At 69.8% G+C, this 20668-nt stretch carries 19 protein-coding genes; 11 read left to right on the forward strand and 8 right to left on the reverse strand.

Going from position 1 to position 20668, the window contains the following annotated elements; all coding sequences use genetic code 11:
- The first annotated feature begins 259 nt into the window (after positions 1-259).
- The 5 genes from AB0L65_RS10390 to AB0L65_RS10410 are packed head-to-tail and all read left to right on the forward strand — an operon-like array spanning position 260 to position 5720.
- Positions 260-1522 (forward strand): glycerophosphoryl diester phosphodiesterase membrane domain-containing protein, encoded by a 1263-nt coding sequence (locus tag AB0L65_RS10390; protein WP_364242893.1) that lies wholly within the window; start codon positions 260-262, stop codon positions 1520-1522.
- Positions 1519-2202 carry a DUF4129 domain-containing protein gene (locus AB0L65_RS10395; protein ID WP_364242896.1) on the forward strand — a complete coding sequence of 228 codons (684 nt, stop codon included), beginning with the start codon at positions 1519-1521 and terminating at the stop codon, positions 2200-2202. The genes AB0L65_RS10390 and AB0L65_RS10395 overlap by 4 nt, the downstream gene beginning before the upstream one ends.
- The gene (locus tag AB0L65_RS10400) at positions 2199-3377 is read left to right on the forward strand and encodes a DUF4350 domain-containing protein (protein WP_364242898.1); all 1179 of its coding nucleotides are present in this window, start codon (positions 2199-2201) and stop codon (positions 3375-3377) included. The genes AB0L65_RS10395 and AB0L65_RS10400 overlap by 4 nt, the downstream gene beginning before the upstream one ends.
- Positions 3367-4347 (forward strand): MoxR family ATPase, encoded by a 981-nt coding sequence (locus AB0L65_RS10405; protein WP_363962484.1) that lies wholly within the window; start codon positions 3367-3369, stop codon positions 4345-4347. Before AB0L65_RS10400 ends, AB0L65_RS10405 begins: the two co-directional genes overlap by 11 nt.
- Entirely contained in the window at positions 4347-5720 is a 1374-nt protein-coding gene (locus tag AB0L65_RS10410) for a DUF58 domain-containing protein (RefSeq protein ID WP_364242901.1), read from the forward strand. The genes AB0L65_RS10405 and AB0L65_RS10410 overlap by 1 nt, the downstream gene beginning before the upstream one ends.
- 15 nt (positions 5721-5735) lie before the next feature.
- Here the strand turns inward: AB0L65_RS10410 and AB0L65_RS10415 are convergent, their stop codons facing one another.
- On the reverse strand, positions 5736-6728 hold the full coding sequence (locus AB0L65_RS10415; protein WP_364242904.1) for a stage II sporulation protein M: 993 nt from the start codon (positions 6726-6728) through the stop codon (positions 5736-5738).
- Positions 6729-6779: 51 nt separating this feature from the next.
- On the opposite strand from AB0L65_RS10415, the gene AB0L65_RS10420 reads away from it, so the two are divergent.
- The gene (locus AB0L65_RS10420; RefSeq protein ID WP_364242907.1) at positions 6780-7706 is read left to right on the forward strand and encodes an RDD family protein; all 927 of its coding nucleotides are present in this window, start codon (positions 6780-6782) and stop codon (positions 7704-7706) included.
- Between the two features lie 25 nt (positions 7707-7731).
- Here the strand turns inward: AB0L65_RS10420 and AB0L65_RS10425 are convergent, their stop codons facing one another.
- Together AB0L65_RS10425 and AB0L65_RS10430 are read right to left on the reverse strand one after the other, a co-directional pair.
- Positions 7732-9105: a hypothetical protein gene (locus AB0L65_RS10425; protein WP_364242910.1), complete on the reverse strand. Its 1374-nt coding sequence runs from the start codon at positions 9103-9105 to the stop codon at positions 7732-7734.
- Positions 9106-9181: 76 nt separating this feature from the next.
- Complete coding sequence (locus AB0L65_RS10430; RefSeq protein ID WP_364242913.1) at positions 9182-10570, reverse strand: hypothetical protein; 1389 nt, start codon at positions 10568-10570, stop codon at positions 9182-9184.
- A 169-nt stretch (positions 10571-10739) separates the two neighbouring features.
- On the opposite strand from AB0L65_RS10430, the gene AB0L65_RS10435 reads away from it, so the two are divergent.
- From AB0L65_RS10435 to AB0L65_RS10445, 3 genes are all read left to right on the forward strand, one after another.
- Positions 10740-11375: a DUF305 domain-containing protein gene (locus AB0L65_RS10435; RefSeq protein ID WP_364242916.1), complete on the forward strand. Its 636-nt coding sequence runs from the start codon at positions 10740-10742 to the stop codon at positions 11373-11375.
- A 406-nt stretch (positions 11376-11781) separates the two neighbouring features.
- Positions 11782-12135, forward strand: a complete 354-nt coding sequence (locus tag AB0L65_RS10440) for a hypothetical protein (protein WP_364242919.1) — start codon at positions 11782-11784, stop codon at positions 12133-12135.
- Positions 12136-12152: 17 nt separating this feature from the next.
- Entirely contained in the window at positions 12153-12506 is a 354-nt protein-coding gene (locus AB0L65_RS10445; protein WP_364242922.1) for a YbaB/EbfC family nucleoid-associated protein, read from the forward strand.
- A gap of 18 nt (positions 12507-12524) precedes the next feature.
- Here AB0L65_RS10445 and AB0L65_RS10450 read toward each other — a convergent pair whose 3' ends face one another.
- The 3 genes from AB0L65_RS10450 to ahcY all read right to left on the reverse strand — a co-directional run bounded on the left by AB0L65_RS10450 (position 12525) and on the right by ahcY (position 16387).
- Complete coding sequence (locus tag AB0L65_RS10450) at positions 12525-13433, reverse strand: hypothetical protein (RefSeq protein ID WP_364242925.1); 909 nt, start codon at positions 13431-13433, stop codon at positions 12525-12527.
- 97 nt (positions 13434-13530) lie between these two features.
- Positions 13531-14766, reverse strand: a complete 1236-nt coding sequence (locus AB0L65_RS10455; RefSeq protein WP_364242928.1) for an adenosylhomocysteinase — start codon at positions 14764-14766, stop codon at positions 13531-13533.
- Between the two features lie 193 nt (positions 14767-14959).
- Positions 14960-16387 (reverse strand): adenosylhomocysteinase, encoded by a 1428-nt coding sequence (gene ahcY / locus AB0L65_RS10460; RefSeq protein WP_364242931.1) that lies wholly within the window; start codon positions 16385-16387, stop codon positions 14960-14962.
- Between the two features lie 102 nt (positions 16388-16489).
- On the opposite strand from ahcY, the gene AB0L65_RS10465 reads away from it, so the two are divergent.
- Positions 16490-16828 carry a MerR family DNA-binding transcriptional regulator gene (locus tag AB0L65_RS10465; protein ID WP_192790205.1) on the forward strand — a complete coding sequence of 113 codons (339 nt, stop codon included), beginning with the start codon at positions 16490-16492 and terminating at the stop codon, positions 16826-16828.
- Between the two features lie 4 nt (positions 16829-16832).
- Here AB0L65_RS10465 and AB0L65_RS10470 read toward each other — a convergent pair whose 3' ends face one another.
- Positions 16833-17909: an alpha/beta hydrolase-fold protein gene (locus tag AB0L65_RS10470; RefSeq protein ID WP_364242933.1), complete on the reverse strand. Its 1077-nt coding sequence runs from the start codon at positions 17907-17909 to the stop codon at positions 16833-16835.
- A 77-nt stretch (positions 17910-17986) separates the two neighbouring features.
- Here AB0L65_RS10470 and AB0L65_RS10475 point away from each other — a divergent pair, with 77 nt between their 5' ends.
- Complete coding sequence (locus AB0L65_RS10475) at positions 17987-19693, forward strand: phosphatidylglycerol lysyltransferase domain-containing protein (protein WP_364242936.1); 1707 nt, start codon at positions 17987-17989, stop codon at positions 19691-19693.
- A gap of 3 nt (positions 19694-19696) precedes the next feature.
- Here AB0L65_RS10475 and AB0L65_RS10480 read toward each other — a convergent pair whose 3' ends face one another.
- Positions 19697-20629 carry a cation diffusion facilitator family transporter gene (locus AB0L65_RS10480; RefSeq protein ID WP_364242938.1) on the reverse strand — a complete coding sequence of 311 codons (933 nt, stop codon included), beginning with the start codon at positions 20627-20629 and terminating at the stop codon, positions 19697-19699.
- Positions 20630-20668: the final 39 nt, after the last annotated feature.

Raw genomic sequence — 20668 nt, forward strand, 5'->3', positions numbered from 1 at the left:
TTCTACGCATTGTGGGACATACCCGCACGATCGCTGAAGGTTACCCTTGGTGAGCCCATGAGTGTGACATGAGCCATGCAAAAGGCGAATTTTAGGTCCGCCCCCCGCGACCGCAATCTCAAGTCTGCGGTAACAGAGCAACTTTCTGCCATCCCCTGGACGTGAACCTCGACCGGATTCTCCGTCGAATACGGCAAGGAGGAGACGGCGAATGCGCTCAGCGACACCAATGCCCCGTTCAGCATGCCAGGATTGGGATATGTCAGACGGTCACGGTCCCCCGCCCGAGACGCCATCAGGCTGGTCGGCCGAACAGCCCCCGCCCTACAGCGCCCCGCCGGCCTCCCCGTGGACCGCGCCAGGCGCGCCACAGCAGATGCCCTACGGGCAGCCGTACGGGGAGCCCCTTCAGCAACAACAGCCACTGGGACCCGGGCCCCAAACACCCTATCCGCCCTATCCGCATCCTCAGCCCGGTCACGGCTACGCGCCGCCACCACCGGCGCTGAGGCCGGGCATCATCCCGCTGCGCCCCCTGGGCCTCGGTGACATCCTCGACGGCACGATCAAGCTGATCCGGTCCAACCCGAAGGCCGTGCTCGGCCTGTCGGCCGTCGCCGCCCTGCTCGCCTCCGTGCCCGTGGCCGTCGGCCAGGCGTTCGTGCTCGACACCATGAGCGGCGCGTTCACCGATCCCGAGAGCGCGTACACCTCCTCCGACCAGCTCACCAGCGTGTACGGCGTCGCCGCCCAGTACGGCGGCACGCTCGTCTCGTACATGGTCCAGTTCGTCGTGGTCACGCTGCTGACCGGCGTGCTGACCAGGATCCTCGGCCGGGCCGTCTTCGGCGGCAGCATCACCGCCGGGGAGGCGTGGCAGCTCGTCAAGGGCAGGGTGCCCGCGCTGTTCGGCGTCGTGGCGCTGATGGCCGTCATCATGCTGGTGCCGCTGGTCGTGATGGTGCTGCTCATCGTGGTGGTCGCGATGAACGTCTCCTCCGGCGGAGCAGGCGTGGTCCTCGGCCTGACCTTCCTGTTCATGATCGCCTACCTCGGCTACTACCTGTTCTTCACGACCCGCTTCGCCTTCGCCTCGCCCATCGTGGTGCTGGAGGGCAGGGGGGCGATCGAGGCCATGCGGCGCTCGTGGCACCTGGTGACCGGCGACTTCTGGCGCGTCTTCGGCATCCTGCTGCTCACGTCCCTGCTGGTCGGGCTCGTGGCGGGCGTCCTGTCGGTGCCCTTCACGCTGGCGGGCACGCTGTTCGGCATGTTCGGCGCGGGCTCGGTGGCCACCACCGTCGTGTCGGCCGTGCTCATCGCGCTCGGCGGCACGCTCGGATCGATGCTCACCTATCCGTTCCAGGCCGGGGTCGCCGGCCTGCTCTACGCCGACCGGCGCATGCGCAGCGAGGCGTTCGACCTCGTGCTGCAGACGGCGGCCATCGAGCAGCAGCGCCAGGGATGGGTGCACTCCTCCGCGGACGAGCTCTGGCACCCCTCCAACTCCGCCAGGCCGTGAGCCCGATCGACAGGGAGGAGGCCGCGCGCCGGGCCGCGGAGGAGCTCCTCAAGCCTGCATACGAGAAGGAGTCCCTGCTCGACCTGATCTACCGGCGGGTCATGCAGTTCCTCGGCGACCTGGTGGACACGGCCGCGGGCGGGGGCGCCGCCGGAGGGGTCATCGCCTCCGTGATCATCGTGCTGGTCATCCTCGCGCTGATCGTGCTGATCTCGTGGCAGCTCCGCAAGGCCAGCCGCAAGAACGCGCTCACCGTGGGCGGGCTGTTCGGGGAGCGGGTGATGACGGCGGCCGAGCACCGGACGGCGGCCGCCGGGCTGGCCGCCGAGCAGCGCTGGACCGAGGCCGTCCAGGAACGGCTCCGCGCCATCGCCCGTGACCTGGAGGAACGCGCGCTCGTCGACGGCATGCCGGGGCGCACGGCCGACGAGCTGACCAGTGAGGCGGCACTCTCGCTGCCCGGCTTCGCCACGAGGCTGGCGGCGGCCGCCCGGTCGTTCGACGACGTGACGTACGGCGGTGTGGCGGGCACGCGGGAGGCGTACGAGGAGATGGCCGACCTGGACGAGCAGCTCCGCCAGGCCCGCCCGGTCCCGGTCGGGGCCGGCGCGGCGGCCACGGCCTGGACCCCGGTCGGCGCGACCCCCGGCGAGCGGCCCGGGACGGGCGGGAGCGCATGAGCGTCCTCACGCGCCCCGCCGACGGCGCGTCCTACTCGACCTCGCCCACGGCGCGCTCCACCTGGCGCGGCAGCCGGATCATCGTCCTGCTCGGCCTCATCGTCGTGCTCATCGCGGTCGCGGGCGTCCTGTTCGGCCCGGAGCGGGGCCCGTCGCGGGCCCTGGACCCCGACGACACCACTCTGGCGGGCTCCAAGGCGCTGGCCGAGGTGCTCAGGTCACGGGGCGTCACGGTGGACCGGGTCGACTCCGTGGAAGCCGCCGCCGCCAAGGCCACGACCGGCAACCGGCTGCTGCTGATCACCGACATGTCGTACTTCGACGAATACAGCCTGACCCAGATCCAGGGCGACCGGCTGATCGTCGGCGACCTCCCCGGTCTCGACGCCCTCGCCCCCGGCGTGCGCAGCGAGCCGGCCCCGGCGCGCACGCGCTCGCGCGAGCCCGAGTGCTCGCTGCCCGCCGCCCGGGCCGCGGGCAGCGCCTACCTGGGCGGCGCCGTCTTCCGCGGCCCCACCGGGGCCACCGGCTGCTACCCGGCCGGCGACGGATACACGCTGGTCAGCTTCCCGCAGGCGGGCGGCGTGACCACGGTCGTCGGCGACGGCGGCTTCATGACCAACCAGCGCCTGGCCGAGGACGGCAACGCCGCGCTCGCGCTCAACCTGATCGGCACCGGCAGGCCCGTGACCTGGCTGGTCCGCCCCGCGACCCCGCCACCCGTCGCCGAGCTGCCGGGCGAGCGGGGCAAGTCGATGTACGACCTCATGCCCGAGAGCATCCGCTGGACCGTCTACATGTCCCTCATCGCCCTGGCTCTCACGGCGTTCTGGCGGGGCAGGCGGCTGGGCCCCGTGGTGACGGAGAAGCTGCCGGTCATCGTGCGCGCGGCCGAGACCGTCGAGGGCCGCGGCAGGCTCTACCGGGCCAGGCGCGCGCGGCAGCGGGCCGCGGAGTCGCTGCGCGAGGGCACGATCGACCGGCTCACGCCCAGGCTGGGGCTCGGATCGGGGGCCGGGCCGAACGAGGTCGTCGCGGCGCTCGCCGCCCGCACCGGCCAGGACGCCCACCAGGTCGGCGCGGCGCTCTACGGGCCACCGCCGGTGGACGACGCCGGGCTCGTCGGGTTGGCCGGATATTTGGACTTCATCGAAAGGCAGGTCAGTGAACTCTGAGGAGACGTTCCGCGTCCCGAGCTCGGGCGACTCGGCCAGGGAGGCGCTGGGCGCGCTGCGCGCCGAGGTGTCCAAGGCCGTGGTCGGCCAGGACGCGGTGGTGACGGGGCTGGTCATCGCGCTGCTGTGCAGGGGGCACGTGCTGCTCGAAGGCGTGCCCGGCGTGGCCAAGACGTTGATGGTGCGCACGTTGTCGGCCGCCCTGTCCCTTGACTTCAAACGGGTGCAGTTCACGCCGGACCTGATGCCGGGTGACGTGACCGGCTCGCTGATCTATGACGCGAAGACCGCGGAGTTCGAGTTCCGCGAGGGCCCGGTGTTCACGAACCTGCTGCTCGCCGACGAGATCAACCGCACCCCGCCGAAGACCCAGGCCGCGCTGCTGGAGGCGATGGAGGAGCGGCAGGTCAGCGTCGAGGGCGCGGCGCGGCCGCTGCCCGACCCGTTCGTGGTGTGCGCGACGCAGAACCCCGTCGAGTACGAGGGCACCTACCAGCTCCCCGAGGCCCAGCTCGACCGGTTCCTGCTCAAGCTGACCGTGCCGCTGCCGCCGCGCGAGCAGGAGATCTCCGTGCTCGAACGGCACGCCCGCGGCTTCGACCCGCGCGACCTGAGCGAGGTCAAGCCCGTCGCCACGGCCGACGACATGGCGGCCGGGCGGGAGGCGGTCTCGAAGGTGCACGTGGCGCCCGAGGTGCTCGGCTACATCGTGGACGTGGCCCGCGCCACCAGAAACTCGCCGTCGCTGCAGCTCGGCGTCTCACCACGTGGCGCCACGGCGCTGCTGGCGGCCTCGCGGGCGTGGGCGTGGCTGTCCGGGCGCCCGTACGTGACTCCTGACGACGTCAAGGCGCTGGCCAGGCCCGCGCTGCGGCACCGGATCCAGCTCCGGCCGGAGGCCGAGCTGGAGGGCGCGACCGCCGACGGCCTGCTCGACGGCATCCTGGCCTCCGTACCGGTCCCGCGCTGATGGCTCTCACGGGACGTGCCGGCCTGGTCGCGGCGATCGGGATCGTCGTGGTGCTGCTGGCGCCGCAGCCCGGGGCCGCGCTGGCCGGGGTCTGCCTGCTGCTGGCCGCCGCGATCGTGGTGGACCTGGTGTTCGCCGGCGCGGTGCGCCCGCTGAGGTTCCACCGTTCCGGCGACACGCTCGTACGGCTCGGCCAGCGGGCCACGGTCGAGCTGATCGTCGAGAACCCGGGCCCCCGGCGGGTGCGCGGCGCGCTCAGGGACGCCTGGCCGCCGTCGGCGGGCGCCACGCCGCGCGTCGCCGACCTGAACGTGCCCAAGGGCGAGCGCCGCAAGATCGTCGTGACGCTCGCCCCGACCAGGCGCGGCGACCGCTCGTCCGTGGCGGTCACGGTGCGCTCGGTCGGGCCGCTGGGCCTGGCCGCCCGCCAGGGCAGCCACCAGGCGCCGTGGTCGGTACGCGTGCTGCCGCCGTTCCTGTCGCGCAAGCACCTGCCGTCCCGGCTGGCCCGGCTCCGCGAGCTGGACGGCCAGCACCCGGCGCTGGTGCGCGGGCAGGGGACGGAGTTCGACTCGCTGCGGGAGTACGTGGTGGGCGACGACGTGCGCTCCATCGACTGGCGGGCCACGGCGCGCCGCCACGACGTGGTCGTACGCACCTGGCGCCCGGAACGCGACCGCCGCGTGCTGATCGTGCTCGACACCGGCCGCACCTCGGCGGGCCGGGTGGGCGACGCGCCCATCCCCATGACCGGGGCCGCCGCGGGCGGCGCCGGGCTGCTCGTACGGCCGGATCCGCGGCCGGCGCCCGGCTGGCCCCGGCTCGACTGGTCGATGGACGCCGCGCTGCTGCTGGCCGCGCTGGCCGCCAGGGCCGGTGACCAGGTCGACTTCCTCGCCTACGACCGGGCGGTGCGCGCCTGGGTGAGCGGGGCGTCGCGCACCGAGCTGCTGTCGTCGCTGGTCAACGTGATGGCGCCGATCGAGGCGGAGCTGATCGAGGCCGACTCGCAGGGCATGGTCGCGGCCGTCCTGTCGCGGGCCAAGCGGCGCTGCCTGGTCGTGCTGCTCACCGACCTCAACGGGGCGGCCCTGGACGAAGGGCTCATGCCGGTGCTCTCCCAGCTCTCCTCGCGCCACCTGGTGCTGGTGGCCGGGGTGTCGGACCCCCGGGTGGCGGCCATGGCGGGACGCCGGGCGTCGGCCGAGGAGGTGTACGACGCGGCGGCGGCCGAGCACGCCCAGCTCGAACGCCGGCGCATCACGGCCCGGCTGCGGCGGCACGGGGTGGAGGTCGTGGACGCGCCCCCGGAGGACATCGCCCCCGCGCTCGCGGACGCGTACCTGGCGCTGAAGGCGGCCGGGCGGCTGTAGGGCCTGGGCCGGGGGTCAGGCCGTCGGGGCGACGTCCGGGGCCCGTTCGAGGTCGCCGGTCTCGTTCTGGCGCAGGGCACGGCGGCCGAAGGCGATCACGTACAGCAGGAAGACCACCTCCGCGAGCGCGCCGATGCTCACGCGCGCCCACGTCGGCAGCCCGGACGGCGTGACGAACGCCTCGATCAGGCCCGACACGAACAGCACCACGACCAGCCCCAGCGCCACGCTCATCACCGCCCGGCCCTGCTCGGCCAGGGCCTCCGTCCGCCGGCGCGGCCCCGGGTCGATGACCGTCCAGCCCAGGCGCATCCCGACCGCCGCCGCCAGGAACACGGCGGTCAGCTCCAGCAGCCCGTGCGGCGTGATCAGGCCGAAGAAGATGTCCAGCTTGTCGCGGGAGGCCATGAGACCGCCGGAGATGCCGACGTTCGCGGCGTTCGAGTAGAGCACGTACGGGATCGGCAGGCCGAGCAGCACCGAGTAGATGATCGTCTGCGCCGCGACCCACGCGTTGTTCACCCACACCTGGCTGGCGAAGGAGGCGGCCGGGTGCTCGGAGTAGTAGTCGGCGAAGTCGTGGTCGACGAGCTGGGCGATCTCGTCCGGCGAGCCGATCGTCGCCTGGACGTCGGGGTTGGCCGCCACCCACGCGCCCATCACCCACGCGACCGCGATGAACGCCACCGTGCTCCCCAGCCACCACCACCGCGCCCGGTAGGCCACCACGGGGAACGACACCGTGAAGAACCTCACCAGCTCCCGCCAGGCGGGCGTGTGCGCCCCGGTCACCGCCGACCTGGCCCGCGCCACCAGCGCCGACAGCCGGCCGGTCAGCATCGCGTCCCCGGACGAGGAGCGCACGATGGAAAGATGGGTGGACACGCGTTGATAGAGGTCCACCAGCTCGTCCACCTCGGCACCCGTCAGCGACGAACGGCGCTTGACCAGATGATCGAGCCGGTCCCACACGGGGCGGTGAGCTGTGACGAACGCATCGATGTCCACCCGAACATTCTGGCCGCTCAAACACCAGTACACAGCCGTTAGGCTCCACATATGTCTGAGGTTGTGACCGGCGACGCGGTCGTCGTCGAAGTGCGGATCGCCCAGATGCCCTCGCGCGCGCTGGCGATCGTCATCGACATGGCCGTGCAGTTCACGGTGCTGATCGCCGCCTATGCGATCTTAGGCGCGTTCTCGGTCATCTCGGACTCGGCCATGTTCGGGGCCGCGATGATCGTGTTCATGGTGCTGGTGCTGGTCGGCTACCCCGTGATCTTCGAGTCGCTGACCAGGGGACGCAGCCTCGGCAAGCTCGCGCTCGGGCTCCGGGTGGTCAGCGACGACGGCAGTCCCGAGCGCTTCAGGCAGGCGTTGTTCCGCGGCCTGGCCGGGGTCGTGGAGTTCTGGATGCTCTCCGGGGCGCCCGCGCTGATCGCGTCGCTGGTCTCGCAGCGGGGCAAGCGGCTCGGCGACGTCTTCGCCGGCACCATCGTGATCTCCGACCGGGCTCCGCGCGACTCCGGGCAGCTCATTGTGATGCCGCCGCCGCTGGCGGCCTGGGCGGCGACGCTGGAGCTCTCCCAGCTCCCCGACGAGGTGGCGCAGGCGGCCCGGCAGTACCTGTCGCGGTGGCACGACCTGTCGCCGCAGGTCCAGCATGAGATGGGGGTGCGGATCGCGACCCAGACGGCGTCCTTCGTCTCGCCCGCGGCGCCCGCGGGGGTGCCGCCGCACGCGTACCTGAGCGCCGTCCTGGCCGAGCGCCGCAGGAGGGAGCAGGTACGTTTCGCGCAACGCGCCGCCAACGGCCGCCCGCCCCAGGCCCCCTACGCACAGCCGTCGCCGTACCAGCCCCAGCCGCCCTACGCGCAGCCGGGCCCGTACCAGCCCCAGCCCCCGGCGTCCTACCAGCCGCAGCCCCGGCCCCCCGCGCCGGAGCCGCCGAGGGCGACTCCGGGCGGGTTCGCGCCGCCTCAGTGAGAGCGGCGCACAGGGACGGGATCGGTCACCAGTTGCGGTACGACTCCTGCGTCTGCACGTTCAACCGGTCGGTGCGGACGTGCCTGGCGTTGTTCGTGAGCGGATCGGTGATCTTGACGACGTCGAGGCCCTCGTGGAAGTCGGCCGCGTAGATGTAGCCGTTGTAGTAGTACGCGGACCAGATGCCGCCGCCACCGCCGGCCGAGCGCGGGCCGCGCTCGAAGTAGCCGATCTCCCTCGGGTAGGCCGAGTCGGTGAAGTCCCACACCGACAGCCCGCCCATGTACCAGGCCTGGACCATGATGTCCCGGCCCTTGACGGGGATCAGCGAGCCGTTGTGCGCGACACAGTTCTCGCTGTCGGCCTGGTAGCGCGGGATCTTGAAGTAGCTCTTGAACGTGAACTGCCCGTTCGAGATGTCGTAGATCGCGTCCGCGCCGCGGTTCGGCCCGGTGGCCTCGTTGCAGGTGGCCCCGCCGCCGCCGCCGAGCTCGTCGGTGAAGACGACCTTCTTGGCGTCGTTGCTGAAGGTGGCCGAGTGCCAGAACGCGAAGTTCGGGTCCGTGGTCCTGGCCGTGACCTTCGGGTTCAGCCGGTCCGAGATGTCGAACAGCACACCGTCACCCATGCACGCGCCCGCCGCGATGTCCTTCTCGGCGTAGGCGGTGATGTCGTGGCAGCCGCTGGTCGGCAGGAGCAGGCCGGGCTGGGTCTCGTTGCCGCCGTCGGGGAAGACCACCGGGGTGGCCGCGACCGCCGCCGCCGTCGGGTTCCTGAGCGGCACCTTGATGATCGAGAGCTTGTCGTGCGGCGGCTGGCAGTCGGGGAACGTGGCGTTCGGGTTGTAGGACGAGACGTAGATGTAGACGTTCTTGTTCCGGTCGCGGCCCTTGCCCGGCACCAGGGTCAGGGTGTGGGAGCCGCAGTTGGTCTCGACCGACTTGATGTACTTCGGGTTGGCCTTGTCGGAGACGTCGAAGATCCGGACGCCTTCCCAGGCCTCCTTGTGATCGGCGGTCAGCGCCGTGCTGTTGCACGAGTCGTCGCTGCGCGAGGAGTCCACGGCGGTGAACAGCAGGTCGCCGTAGACGCTGACGTCCATCTGGGAGCCGGGGCAGACGACCGAGCTGACGGGCTTGGCCTTCTTGGGGTTGCTGATGTCGTAGATCGAGAAGCCGCCGTAGTTGCCGACGTAGGCGTAGTCGCCCTGGAAGGTGATGTCGGTGTTGATGGTGCCGGCGATCGGGGCGGGCTTGGGGATGTTCAGCACGTGGGTCACGTTGGGGCTGGTGACCACGGCGTCGGGCGGTGGGATGTCGGTGGCCAGGGCGGGAACGCTCGTCAGCGCTAACGCGACGGCGGCCGCGGCCATGACGAGGGCACGACGCGGATTGAACACTCCGAGACTCCTTATCGCATATGTCTGGATAAGTGAAAACGGCGAGGACCCGGTCGGGGCCCTCGCCGCCTGGGGATCAGTGGCCGTATTCGGGATACGACGTCTGGGTCTGCGCGTTGAGTGAGCGCATCTTGACGCCGTTCGCCCGGTTCGTACGCCAGTCGTTGATCTTCAGCACGTCCAGGCCCAGGTTGAAGTCGGACCCGTAGATGTAGCCGTTGTAGTAGTACGCGGACCAGAAGCCGCCGCTGAGCGCCGGCGCGGTGTTGTCCGGGCCGCGCTCGAAGAACGCGATCTCCTGCGGGTGGGCCGAGTCGGTGAAGTCCACCACCGAGATCCCGCCCTGGTACCACGCCTGCACCATGATGTCCCGGCCCTTGACCGGGATCAGCGAGCCGTTGTGGGCCACGCAGTTCTCGGTGTCGGCCTGGTGGCGCGAGATCTTGAAGTAGCTCCTGAACTGGAGCTGCCCGTTCACGATGTCGTAGTACGCGTTGGCGCCCCGGTTCGGGCCGATGGCCTCGTTGCAGGTCGCCCTGGTCCCGCCGCCGAGCTCGTCGGTGAAGATGACCTTCGTGCCGTCGTTGTTGAACGTCGCCGAGTGCCAGAAGGCGAAGTTCGTCTCGTCGCGCACGGTCGCGGTGACCTTGGGCTGCTCGGGGTTGCGGATGTCGAGCAGGATGCCGTCGCCCATGCAGGCGCCGGCGGCGATGCCCTTCTCCGGGTAGGCCGTGATGTCGTGGCAGCCGGTGGTGGCGGACTTCCCGTTCGGGTAGGGCTGCGAGACGCCGCCGTAGCCGCCGTCGGGGAAGAGGTTCGGCGCGCCGATCACGGTGGCGGCCGTCGGGTCGCGCAGCGGCACCTTGATGATCGAGATCAGGTCATGGGGCGGCTGGCAGTCGGGGAACGAGGCGTTCGGACTGTAGGAGGAGACGTAGATGTAGACGTTCTCGCCCTTGCGGTCGGGCACCAGCGTGTTCGTGTGGGAGCCGCAGTTGGTCTCGACCGACTTGATGTACTTCGGGTTGGCCTTGTCGGAGACGTCGAAGATGCGGATGCCCTCCCACGACTCCTTGACCGACGCGGGCTGCGAGGTGCTGTTGCACGAGTCGTCGTTGCGGGAGGAGTCGACGGAGCCGAAGAGCAGGTTGCCGTAGACGGACATGTCCATCTGGCCACCGGGGCAGACGACCGAGCTCACCAGCGAGGTCCGCTTCGGGCGCTTGATGTCGTAGATCGAGAAGCCGTAGTAGTTGCCGACGTACGCGTAGTCGCCTTGGAAGGCCATGTCCGTGTGGATGTCGGCCAGGGCCTCGGGCTTGGGCACGTTGGTGATGTGCTGGATGTTGGGACTCATGACGATCTCGCCAGGAGCCGGGATGTCCGCGGCCTGAGCCGGTAAGACGACGCCGGCCATCGCCACGACCGCCGTGACCAGGGTGAGGGCCCTGCGGAGGGAGAACACTAGGGATCCTCCTATAAAGAGAGCATAAATCTACGCCATCCTCGCGTTTCCCCCCTCGACTGGCCAAGCAGACAACTTGTCAAATTTTGTTCCTGTTCACTCTCTTTTAATTTGTCCACTTATGGCCTAGAGTGCGCATTCTCGTCCGAGTCAGTCAGGGAGGTTGCGGGTGCGCGCCGCGCTCATCGTCATCATGGGCACGGTCGTTGCCCTCTCCGGCTGCACCTCCTCCTCTCCGCCGCCGGCGCCACGGGCCGACTCGACCGCGCCCGTGCTCGCTCCCGGCCGCCCCGGGGAGCAGGCCAAGACGCTGTCGCCCAGCGAGGCCGCCACCGCCGTCCCCTCGGCCACGGCCAACGCGTCCGACATCAAGTACGTCCAGGACATGATCGTCCACCACCGCCAGGCCCTGGACATGGCGCTCCTCGCGCCCACCCGGGCCGAGTCGGCCCAGCTGAAGAACCTGGCGGGCCGAATCAAGGACGCCCAGGGGCCGGAGATCCAGTTCATGACGACGTGGCTGCGGGAGCAGCAGCAGACGGTGCCCGAGCACCACGCCGCGCACGAGGGCATGCCCGGGATGGCCACGCCCGCCCAGATGGAGGCCCTGAAGGCGGCCAAGGGCAAGGACTTCGACCGGATGTTCCTGGAGCTCATGATCAACCACCATCTGGGGGCGATCAAGATGTCGGAGCAGGTGCTGACGAGCGGCTCGCACATCCGGGTCGAGGAGCTGGCCAGCGACGTCAGCGTGACCCAGGCCGCCGAGATCCGCCGCATGCAGCAGATGCAGGCCGCCCTTTAGAAAGGCCGGAACTTCGAGGACGGGGGCCTCGTCCCGGCGCTAAAGTACACTATCCCTGCCGGTAGTGCAGGCAATGTGCGAGGAGGATGTCACGTCCATGGCAGATTCAAACGCTCCATCCGCATCGCCCACGCCGTCGGTCACCCCCACGGGGTCACCCACACCGAGCCCCACAGGAACACCCACGGGGACACCCACGTCCAGCCCCACGCCCACCCCAAGCTCCCCATCCCCGACGCCCAGCCAGAGTCCGACGTCGCCAAGCCCTTCCCCCACACCCACCCCGACGCCCACGCCATCGCCGTCGCCAACCAAAGCGCCTGTGGCGTCGCCGACTCCCACGACTGCCCCCACGTATCCCGTCCCCACCCCTTCGCCGAGCTCACCCGGCCTCGGCCGCCCGGGCGTGCCGAACATCGATGTCCGCGGGAGCGCCTTCACGGGGGCGGCCGGCGGCTTCATCACCGAGCACGACGAGCTGGCCAGGGACGCCCGCCGGATCCTCGACGCCATCACCGCGCTGGGCGACTTCGCCGGCACGGACGAGACGGCGAACACCTTCAAACAGGGCTATTCCACCGGGTTGAAGAAGGCCGAGACCTACGTCAACGCGTTACGCGACGTCTATCCCGGGATCGCCGAACGGCTGGCCGGCATGAAGACCGGCTTCGACGTCGCACACTGGGCCAGCATCCAGTCCCTGCCGAAAGTGTCCGACCCGCCCAAGTACTCGAAGTCGGACGGAAAGCTCAACCCCTGACGTTGTTCGGAGACCCGATGACCGCACCAGACGACGGCGCCCCCTTCCTCGACGAGGAGATGCAGCGCCTGCTCGCCCAGTTCCAGGCCGATCTCCGGCCGCTGCAGGAGCTGCGCGAAAGCCTCGACAACCTCCGAGGCCATGGCCAGGCGGCCAACGGCCAGGTGAAGGCCGAGGTGCTGCCGAGCGGCGCGCTCGGCGGCCTGCGCATCGACCCGCGGGCGATGCGGCTCGGCGCGGACGCGCTGGCGGAGGCGGTGCTCGCCGCCGCGAACGAAGCCGCCGCGGACCTGGCCAAGCAGATGGCCGGGATGATGACGGACGGCCTGACCCCGTTCGCCGACGAGGTCAGGCGTTTCGGCCAGGACTAGCTACGTGGTCACCAGCCGTCAGTATCCGCGCCAGCGCCTGAACTGGTCCTGGCCCGCGGCGACCCCCAGCTTGGCGAGCATCTGCTCCCAGGTGGGCAGCAGGCTGGCCGGATCGTCGATCACGTCGCCGGGCCGGTTGAGCGCGTTCGCCGTGGTGGTGAAGATGGACGACCCGGTCAGGAAGACGATGGCGTTCTGCGCCGCCTTGTTCTTCGGCAGCAGGTTGGCGGCCTTTCCGAAATTGGCGGGATCCACATGGTAGAAGACCATCGCCGCGGCGAAGTTCTTCACCATGTACTCGCCCCGGTCGCCCCACGACCCCATGTCCTCGCCGCGCCCCAGCTTGATCCCGTCGACGAGCAGCTGGTCGAGGGCCGTGTAGGCGAGGCTGCCGCCCACGGCGTAGATGAAGCGCTTGCCCACCGCGTGGTTGAACAGCTTGAGCAGCAGCCCGGCCTGTCTCCTGCGCATCGCCCAGTTGATCAGCACCTGGACCTTCTTGTCGATGGCCGGCCAGCAGAAGAACATCAGCAGCTCGAGCCACTGGATCATGGCCATCGTGTGGAGCGCGTGCTGGGTCTGCTCCAGCATGTCCGCGTAGTCGTCGACCGCGTCGGCCAGCCCGCGGAGGTACGCGGACACGTGCGGCGGATAGGGCGTGAGATCTTCGTTGAAGTACTTCCTGAAGGCGTCGACCCCCGCGCCGGAGCTGGGCGGCCGCCACACCGTTCGCGCGACGTCCTCCACGTCGTCCAGGCTCGTGTCCACCCGCGTGGCCAGCTGCCGCAACAGACGCGCGGCCTCGCGCGCCTTGGCCGGGTCGCCGTCGGGGTAGGCGACGGACAGCATCTGCAGGACCACGGCGCCGACACCGAGGGCGGAGAACGCGAACCCTCCCATCGGAAGGGACTTGGGGGATGGACTCACGTGGCAGACCCTTTCTCCACCGCCGGACATACCAGGATCATCCGATCATCCTGCAATACCATCGGCCACGCCAACCCCACAGCCCCCTCGGGTCCCTCTAGGAACCGACCCTCCAGGAGTGGAGATACTCCTCCTGCTCGGGCGTGAGCTCGTCGATCCCGATCCCGGCCGCGGCCAGCTTCAGCTTGGCGACCTCGTGGTCGATCTCCTCCGGGACGTCGTAGACACCGGGATCGAGGCGGGAACGCTCGCCGGCCAGCCAGACCACGGCCAGGGCCTGCGCGGAGAAGGACATGTCCATGACGGCCGCGGGATGGCCTTCGGCGGCGGTGAGGTTGACCAGCCGGCCCTCGGCGAGCAGCAGCAGCCGCCGGCCGTCGGGCAGCACGTACTCGTCGGTGTTCGGCCGCACCCCGCGGTGCACCTCGGTGGCCAGCTCGTCCAGCGCGCGCACGTCGATCTCCACGTCGAAGTGCCCGGCGTTGGCCAGGATCGCGCCGTCCCTCATGACCGACAGGTGCTCGGCCCTGATCACGTCGCGGTTGCCGGTCACGGTGACGAAGAGGTCGCCGAGCATCGCCGCCTGCGCCATGGGCCGGACCTCATACCCCTGGAGGGTCGCGTCGAGCGCCTTCACGGCGTCGATCTCGGTCACGATCACCCGCGCGCCGAACCCCTTGGCCCGCTCGGCCACACCCCGCCCGCAGAACCCGAACCCGGCCACGACCACCGTGCGCCCGGCCAGCATGGCGTTGGTGGCGCGCATGATGCCGTCCAGCGTGGACTGCCCGGTGCCGTAGCGGTTGTCGAACATGCGCTTGGTCCGGGTGTCGTTCACCGCCACGACGGGGAACCTCAACGCGCCCTCGGCGGCCATCTGCCGCAGCCGAATGATCCCGGTGGTGGTCTCCTCGCACCCGCCCGTGACGTGTTCGAGCAGGTCGGTGCGTTCGGTGTGGAGAATGTTCACCAGGTCGCAGCCGTCGTCGAGCACGAGGTCGGGCTCAAGGTCGAGCGCCTGGTGGATGTGCCGGTAGTAGGTGGCCCGATCGACGCCGGCCCGCGCGTGCACGGAGATTCCGTAAACACGCAGCGCCTCGGCCACGTCGTCCTGCGTGGACAGGGGGTTGGACGCGGCGAGCGCGATCTCGGCCCCGCCCGCCTTCAAGGCCCCCATCAGAACGGCCGTCTCGGCGGTGACGTGCAGGCAGGCGGCGATCTTCAGCCCGTCCAGGGGCCGTTCGATGCCGAACCGCTCTCCGATCGCGGTCAACACCGGCATCGAACGAGCGGCCCAGGAGATCTGCCGCTCGCCACTTTCCCAGAGATCCATGCCAGCCCTTTGAGCGAAGAAGACGGCCAAGAACACGCGTCGTCACGGCGAGCGACCCGTGAGCCTTCACGACCGGCCATGACGGACGGCCACTGACGTCGGCGCGTGCGGCCCACCGTGCTCAGCCGTAAAAAACGGGGTATAGCGGAAAGCTCCGGGAGGCGAGAAACCCTCCCGGAGCCAAGGAAAAAGATCAGTACCGGTAGTGGTCGGGCTTGTAGGGGCCCTCGACGTGGACGCCGATGTAGGCGGCCTGCTCCTTGGTGAGCTCGGTGAGCTTGACGCCCAGGGCGTCGAGGTGCAGGCGGGCGACCTTCTCGTCCAGGTGCTTGGGCAGCGTGTAGACCCCGATCGGGTACTCGGCCGTCTTCGCGAACAGCTCGATCTGCGCGATCACCTGGTTGGTGAACGAGTTGGACATGACGAAGCTCGGGTGGCCGGTGGCGCAGCCGAGGTTCATCAGGCGGCCCTCGGCGAGGACGATGATCGAGTGGCCGTCGGCGAAGACCCACTCGTCGACCTGCGGCTTGATGTTGTTCTTCGTGATGCCGGGCTGCTTGGCGAGGCCGGCCATGTCGATCTCGTTGTCGAAGTGGCCGATGTTGGAGACGATCGCCTGGTGCTTCATCTTCGCCATGTGGTCGGCGGTGATGATGTTGAAGTTGCCGGTGGAGGATACGAAGATGTCGGCGATGCCGACGACCTCGTCCAGCGTGGTCACCTGGAAGCCGTCCATGGCCGCCTGGAGCGCGCAGATCGGGTCGATCTCGGTGACGATGACGCGGGCGCCCTGGCCGCGCAGCGCGTCGGCGCAGCCCTTGCCGACGTCGCCGTAGCCGCACACCACGGCCACCTTGCCGCCGATGAGCACGTCGGTGGCGCGGTTGAGGCCGTCGATGACGGAGTGGCGGCAGCCGTACTTGTTGTCGAACTTCGACTTGGTGACCGAGTCGTTGACGTTGATGGCCGGGAAGAGGAGCTGGCCGTTCTTGTGCATCTCGTAGAGGCGGTGCACGCCGGTCGTGGTCTCCTCGGTGACACCCTTGATGCTCTCGGCGATCTTGGTCCACCGCTTGTCGTCGCCGACCGTGCGGGTGAGCAGGTCGATGATGACGTGCCACTCCTCCGGGTCGTCGGCCGTGGCGGCCGGCACGGCGCCCGCCTTCTCGTACTCGGCGCCCTTGTGCACCAGCAGCGTGGCGTCGCCGCCGTCGTCGAGGATCATGTTGGGCGCGTCACCGCCGGGCCAGGTGAGGGCCTGCTCGGTGCACCACCAGTACTCCTCCAGCGTCTCGCCCTTCCAGGCGAACACCGGCACGCCCTGCGGGTCGTCCGTGGTGCCATTGGGGCCGACGACCACCGCGGCGGCGGCGTGGTCCTGCGTGGAGAAGATGTTGCAGCTGACCCAGCGGACTTCGGCGCCGAGCGCGACGAGCGTCTCGATGAGGACGGCCGTCTGGATCGTCATGTGCAGGGAGCCCATGATCTTCGCACCGCGAAGGGGCTGGGAGGCCGCGTACTCCTTGCGAATCGCCATGAGGCCGGGCATCTCGTGCTCGGCGAGCCGGATCTCCTTGCGGCCGAAGTCGGCAAGTGAAAGGTCTGCGACCTTGAAGTCCATCGGGTTTCCCCTCGCGTCACTGATGGTTGTCCCGACGAGTTTAGGTGGCTCTACGAGGGGTGCGCATCTCGGGGCGGCCGAAACTGACGTAAGAATGTAAGAATGCGTATCACGGAGGCCGCGAAGCGGCTCGGCATGTCCCCTCGAATGCTCCGATATCGGGAGGCACTCGGTCTGCTGCCGCCCGTGCGGGAGCAGGGGGCGCACCGGCGGTTCGGGCCTGACGAGCTGGCGGCGGTGGCGCAGGGGGTGGAGCTGGAGAAGCAGTTCGACGTCTCACCCGCGGAGCTGGCCTTCGCGCTGCGGGTGCTCAGCGAGCCCACGGTGGCGGCGGCCGTCCGCGACCTCGGGATCCGGATCGGGCGGATCCAGGTGCCACGCCGGGCGCTGGACTTCGAGAAGGAGAAGGCGCTGCGCCTCCTGCGCCCCTCCGGCCGCTGACCATTCAGGTGGCGGGGGTGACGAGTTGCTGGGCCAGCCACGGGAGGGCCTGCGGGAGCTCGCGGTTCCAGGTGTTGAAGTTGTGCCCGCCGCTGGGCAGGATCAGCGAGGACGCCCGCATCGGCGGCTTCACCGCGCTCAGGAACCTCATGGTCGCCGGATAGTCGCTCTCCCCCTTCCTGCTGCTGGTGACGAGCACGTTCACGGGGGGCGCGGGCAGGTTGGCCAGCCGCCACATCAGATCGTTGCGCTGTTCGACCGACTTGTCCCCGTGGAACAGGTCGCCGGTGGTGTTGTCGACGATCGTCTTGAAGTAGCCCGACTGCGAGACCGCCGCGGAGAACTGGTCGGGATGGCTCATGACGATCTTGAGCGCGCAGTAGCCGCCGGTCGAGCCGCCCAGGATGCCCCACGAGTCCCGGCCCTCCGCCACCCGGTAGTGAGTGGTCATGTCATGTTTGACGTCGTTCGCGAAGTACGCCTGGATCTGCGGCCCGTCCGGCACGTCCACGCACTCGGTGTCGCGCGGCAGCACCACGCTGGGCCGCATCATGACCAGGACCGTGGGCTTGACCTGGTGCTGGGCGATCGCCTTCGCCATCCGGCCGGGCAGGTCGAGCCGGGTCATGAGGTTGCGCGGATCCCCCGGGTAGCCGGTGAGCGCGATGATCGCGGGGAAGCGCTCCGTGGTGTGCTTCAGGTACGCCGTGGGCAGGAACACGTACGCCTCCTCGCTCAGGCGCGTGGACGGCCCCGGCATGATCACCTGTTCGATCCGCCCGCCCGGCACCGAGCGGGTGCTCAGCACCTGCAGCCCCGAGGCGGCGACCGTGATCGGCGCCGTCCCCGTGTCGGTGCCCAGGAGATCGTTCCAGGAACTGTAGAAGGCGAAGTACTGGTTCACCGCCAGACCCAGGGCGGCCAGCGTGAACCCTTGGCAGACGGCCAGCGCGCCCACCCGGCCCAGCACGGCGCTCAGGCGCGCCGCGCTCAGCCGTGGCCACAGCCACACCGTCGCCGCCAGCGCCGCCACCGCCAGCACCGAGAAGGTGGCCAGCAGGCCGATTGAGTTCAGTCCCATGAGGCATGGAATACAGGGAGGGCCGTAAGCAGGGAGTTAACATGGAGATTACCCGGCCGGGTCTTCAATCTCGGAGTGTGAAGCGCTCCTGGATTCGTGCCGTCGCCGCCTATGCGTCGCTGGTGGTCGGCCTGCTGGACATCAGCAAGGCGGTGTTCCCCCGTTTCGAGCACAGCCGCATGGGTGTGTGGACGGACATCCTGCCGGGCATCGTCACGACCTTCGCCCGAGCGTCCTCCCTGGTCGTCGGCATCATGCTGATCATGCTCGCGCACGCGCTGCGCCGCGGGAAGGTGCGCGCCTGGCGCGCGGTCGTGCTGCTGCTCCCGGTGAGCGCCGTCGTGAGCTTCATCCACCTGCGTCCGGCCTCGGCCGTGATCAGCCTCGCCCTGCTGGTCCTGCTCGTGTGGGGCAGGGGCGAGTTCTCCGCGCTGCCCGACCCGCGCTCGCGCTGGCGCGCCCTGGGGAACCTGCTCGTGCTCGGCGCCATCGACGTGGGCCTCGGCTACCTCATCATCAGCGCCCGCCCGCACGTGATCGTGGGCCGTCCGAGCGTGCTCGAACGCCTCGAACACGTCCTGCTCGGCCTGGTCGGGATCGAGGGACCGGTCACGTTCACCGTCGAGCGGATCTCCGACCTGGTCTACTTCTCCCTGGTCGCGCTCGGCACGCTCACCGCCGTCTCCACGCTCTACCTGGCGCTGCGCCCCGAGCGCCCGGCCGCCGAGCTCACCGAGGACGACGAGCGGCGCCTGCGCGCCCTGCTCGCCCAGCACGGCGAACGCGACTCGCTCGGCTACTTCGCGCTGCGGCGGGACAAGAGCGTGCTGTTCTCCCCTTCGGGGAAGGCGGCCATCGCCTATCGCGTCGTGTCCGGGGTCATGCTGGCCAGCGGCGACCCGATCGGCGACCGCGAGGCGTGGCCGGCGGCGATCAAGGTGTTCATGAACGAGGCCAGGCGGCACGCCTGGGTGCCCGCCGTCATCGGCTGCGGCGAGACCGGCGGAGAGGTGTGGACGCGCGAGGCCAAGCTGTCCGCGCTGGAGATCGGCGACGAGGCCATCGTCGAGGTCGCCGACTTCACGCTGGAGGGCCGCGCCATGCGCAACGTCCGCCAGATGGTCAACAGGACCGAGCGGAACGGCTACACGTGCCACGTGCGCCGCAGCGCCGACCTGACCGGCCAGGAGCGCGAAGACGTCCGGCAGGCGGCCGACTCCTGGCGCGGCACCGAGACCGAGCGCGGCTACTCCATGGCGCTTGGCCGCTTCGGCGACCCGGCCGACTCCCAGTGCCTGGTGGCCACCGCCCACAAGGACGGCGAGCTCAAGGCCGTGCTGCATTTCGTGCCGTGGGGGCCGCACGGCATCTCGCTCGACCTGATGCGGCGCGACCGCGGCGCCGATCCGGGGCTCAACGAGTTCCTGATCGTCAAGACCCTCCAGGCCGCGCCGGCCCTGGGCATCACGCAGGTCTCACTGAACTTCGCCATGTTCCGCGCCGTCCTGGCCCGCGGGGAGCGCCTCGGGGCCGGACCGGTGCTGCGGGCGTGGCGGGCGTTGCTGATCTTCCTGTCGCACTGGTTCCAGATCGAGTCGCTGTACCGGTTCAACGCCAAGTTCCGGCCGATCTGGGAGCCCCGCTTCGTGGTCTATCCGAACGCCCGCGACCTGCCCCGCATCGGTGTCTCGGCGTTGCAGGCCGAGGCGTTCATCACTCTGGGCCGGCCCCGCAGGCCCCGGCTGCGCCTCCCGCGCCTCCGCCCGGCCCAGCTCACGTCGTGAACGTCAGGAGGCGGAGGTGCTGCTGCGGAGGCGGTCCAGGTCGGGCTCCAGGTAGATCACGCGAGCGATCGGCACGGCCTCGCGGATGCGCCGCTCGGCCTCGTCGATGCCCTTCGCGACCTCGGCCGCCGTGTCGTTGTACGCCACCGCGATCTTGGCCGCCACCAGCAACTCCTCGGGGCCGAGGTGCAGCGTGCGCATGTGGATGACCCTGGCCACCTCGGGCGAGCCCTCCAGCGCGGACCGGATCTGGGCCTCCATCTCGGGGGTGGCGCCCTCGCCGACCAGCAGCGACTTGGTCTCCATGGCCAGCACCACCGCGATCACGGCCAGCAGCACGCCGATCATCAGGGTGCCGATGCCGTCCCAGGTGCCGTCACCGGTGACGACCGCCATCGTCACGCCGAACAGCGCGAAGATCAGACCGAGCAGCGCGCCCAGGTCCTCCAGGAGGATGACCGGCAGCTCGGGCGACTTGGACCGGCGAACGAACGCGACCCACGACAGCTTGCCGCGTACGGCGTTCGACTCCTTGATGGCCGTGCGGAACGAGAAACCCTCGGCGATGATCGCGAAGATCAGCACCGCGAACGCCCAGATCGGCGCCTCCACCGGCTCCGGAGCGGAGAGCTTGTGGATGCCCTCGTAAATCGAGAACGCCGCGCCGATCGTGAACAGCACGACGGCCACCACGAAGGCGTAGAAGTAACGTTCGCGGCCGTAGCCGAACGGGTGCTCCTTCGTGCTGGCCCTGGCCGCCCGCTTGCCGCCCACCAGCAGCAGCACCTGGTTGCCCGAGTCGGCGACCGAGTGAATGCCCTCCGCCAGCATCGAGGACGACCCGGTGAAGAACGCGGCCACGAATTTGGACACGGCGATTGCCAGGTTCGCGGTCAAGGCCGCAATGATCGCTTTAGTACCGCCGCTCGCGCTCACCGGTCTTCTCCACTCATAAAGATCACGTACAAAGGCCTG

Origin of the sequence: Nonomuraea sp. NPDC052116 (assembly GCF_040680035.1) — a bacterium.
Taxonomy (GTDB): Bacteria; Actinomycetota; Actinomycetes; order Streptosporangiales; family Streptosporangiaceae; genus Nonomuraea; species Nonomuraea angiospora_A.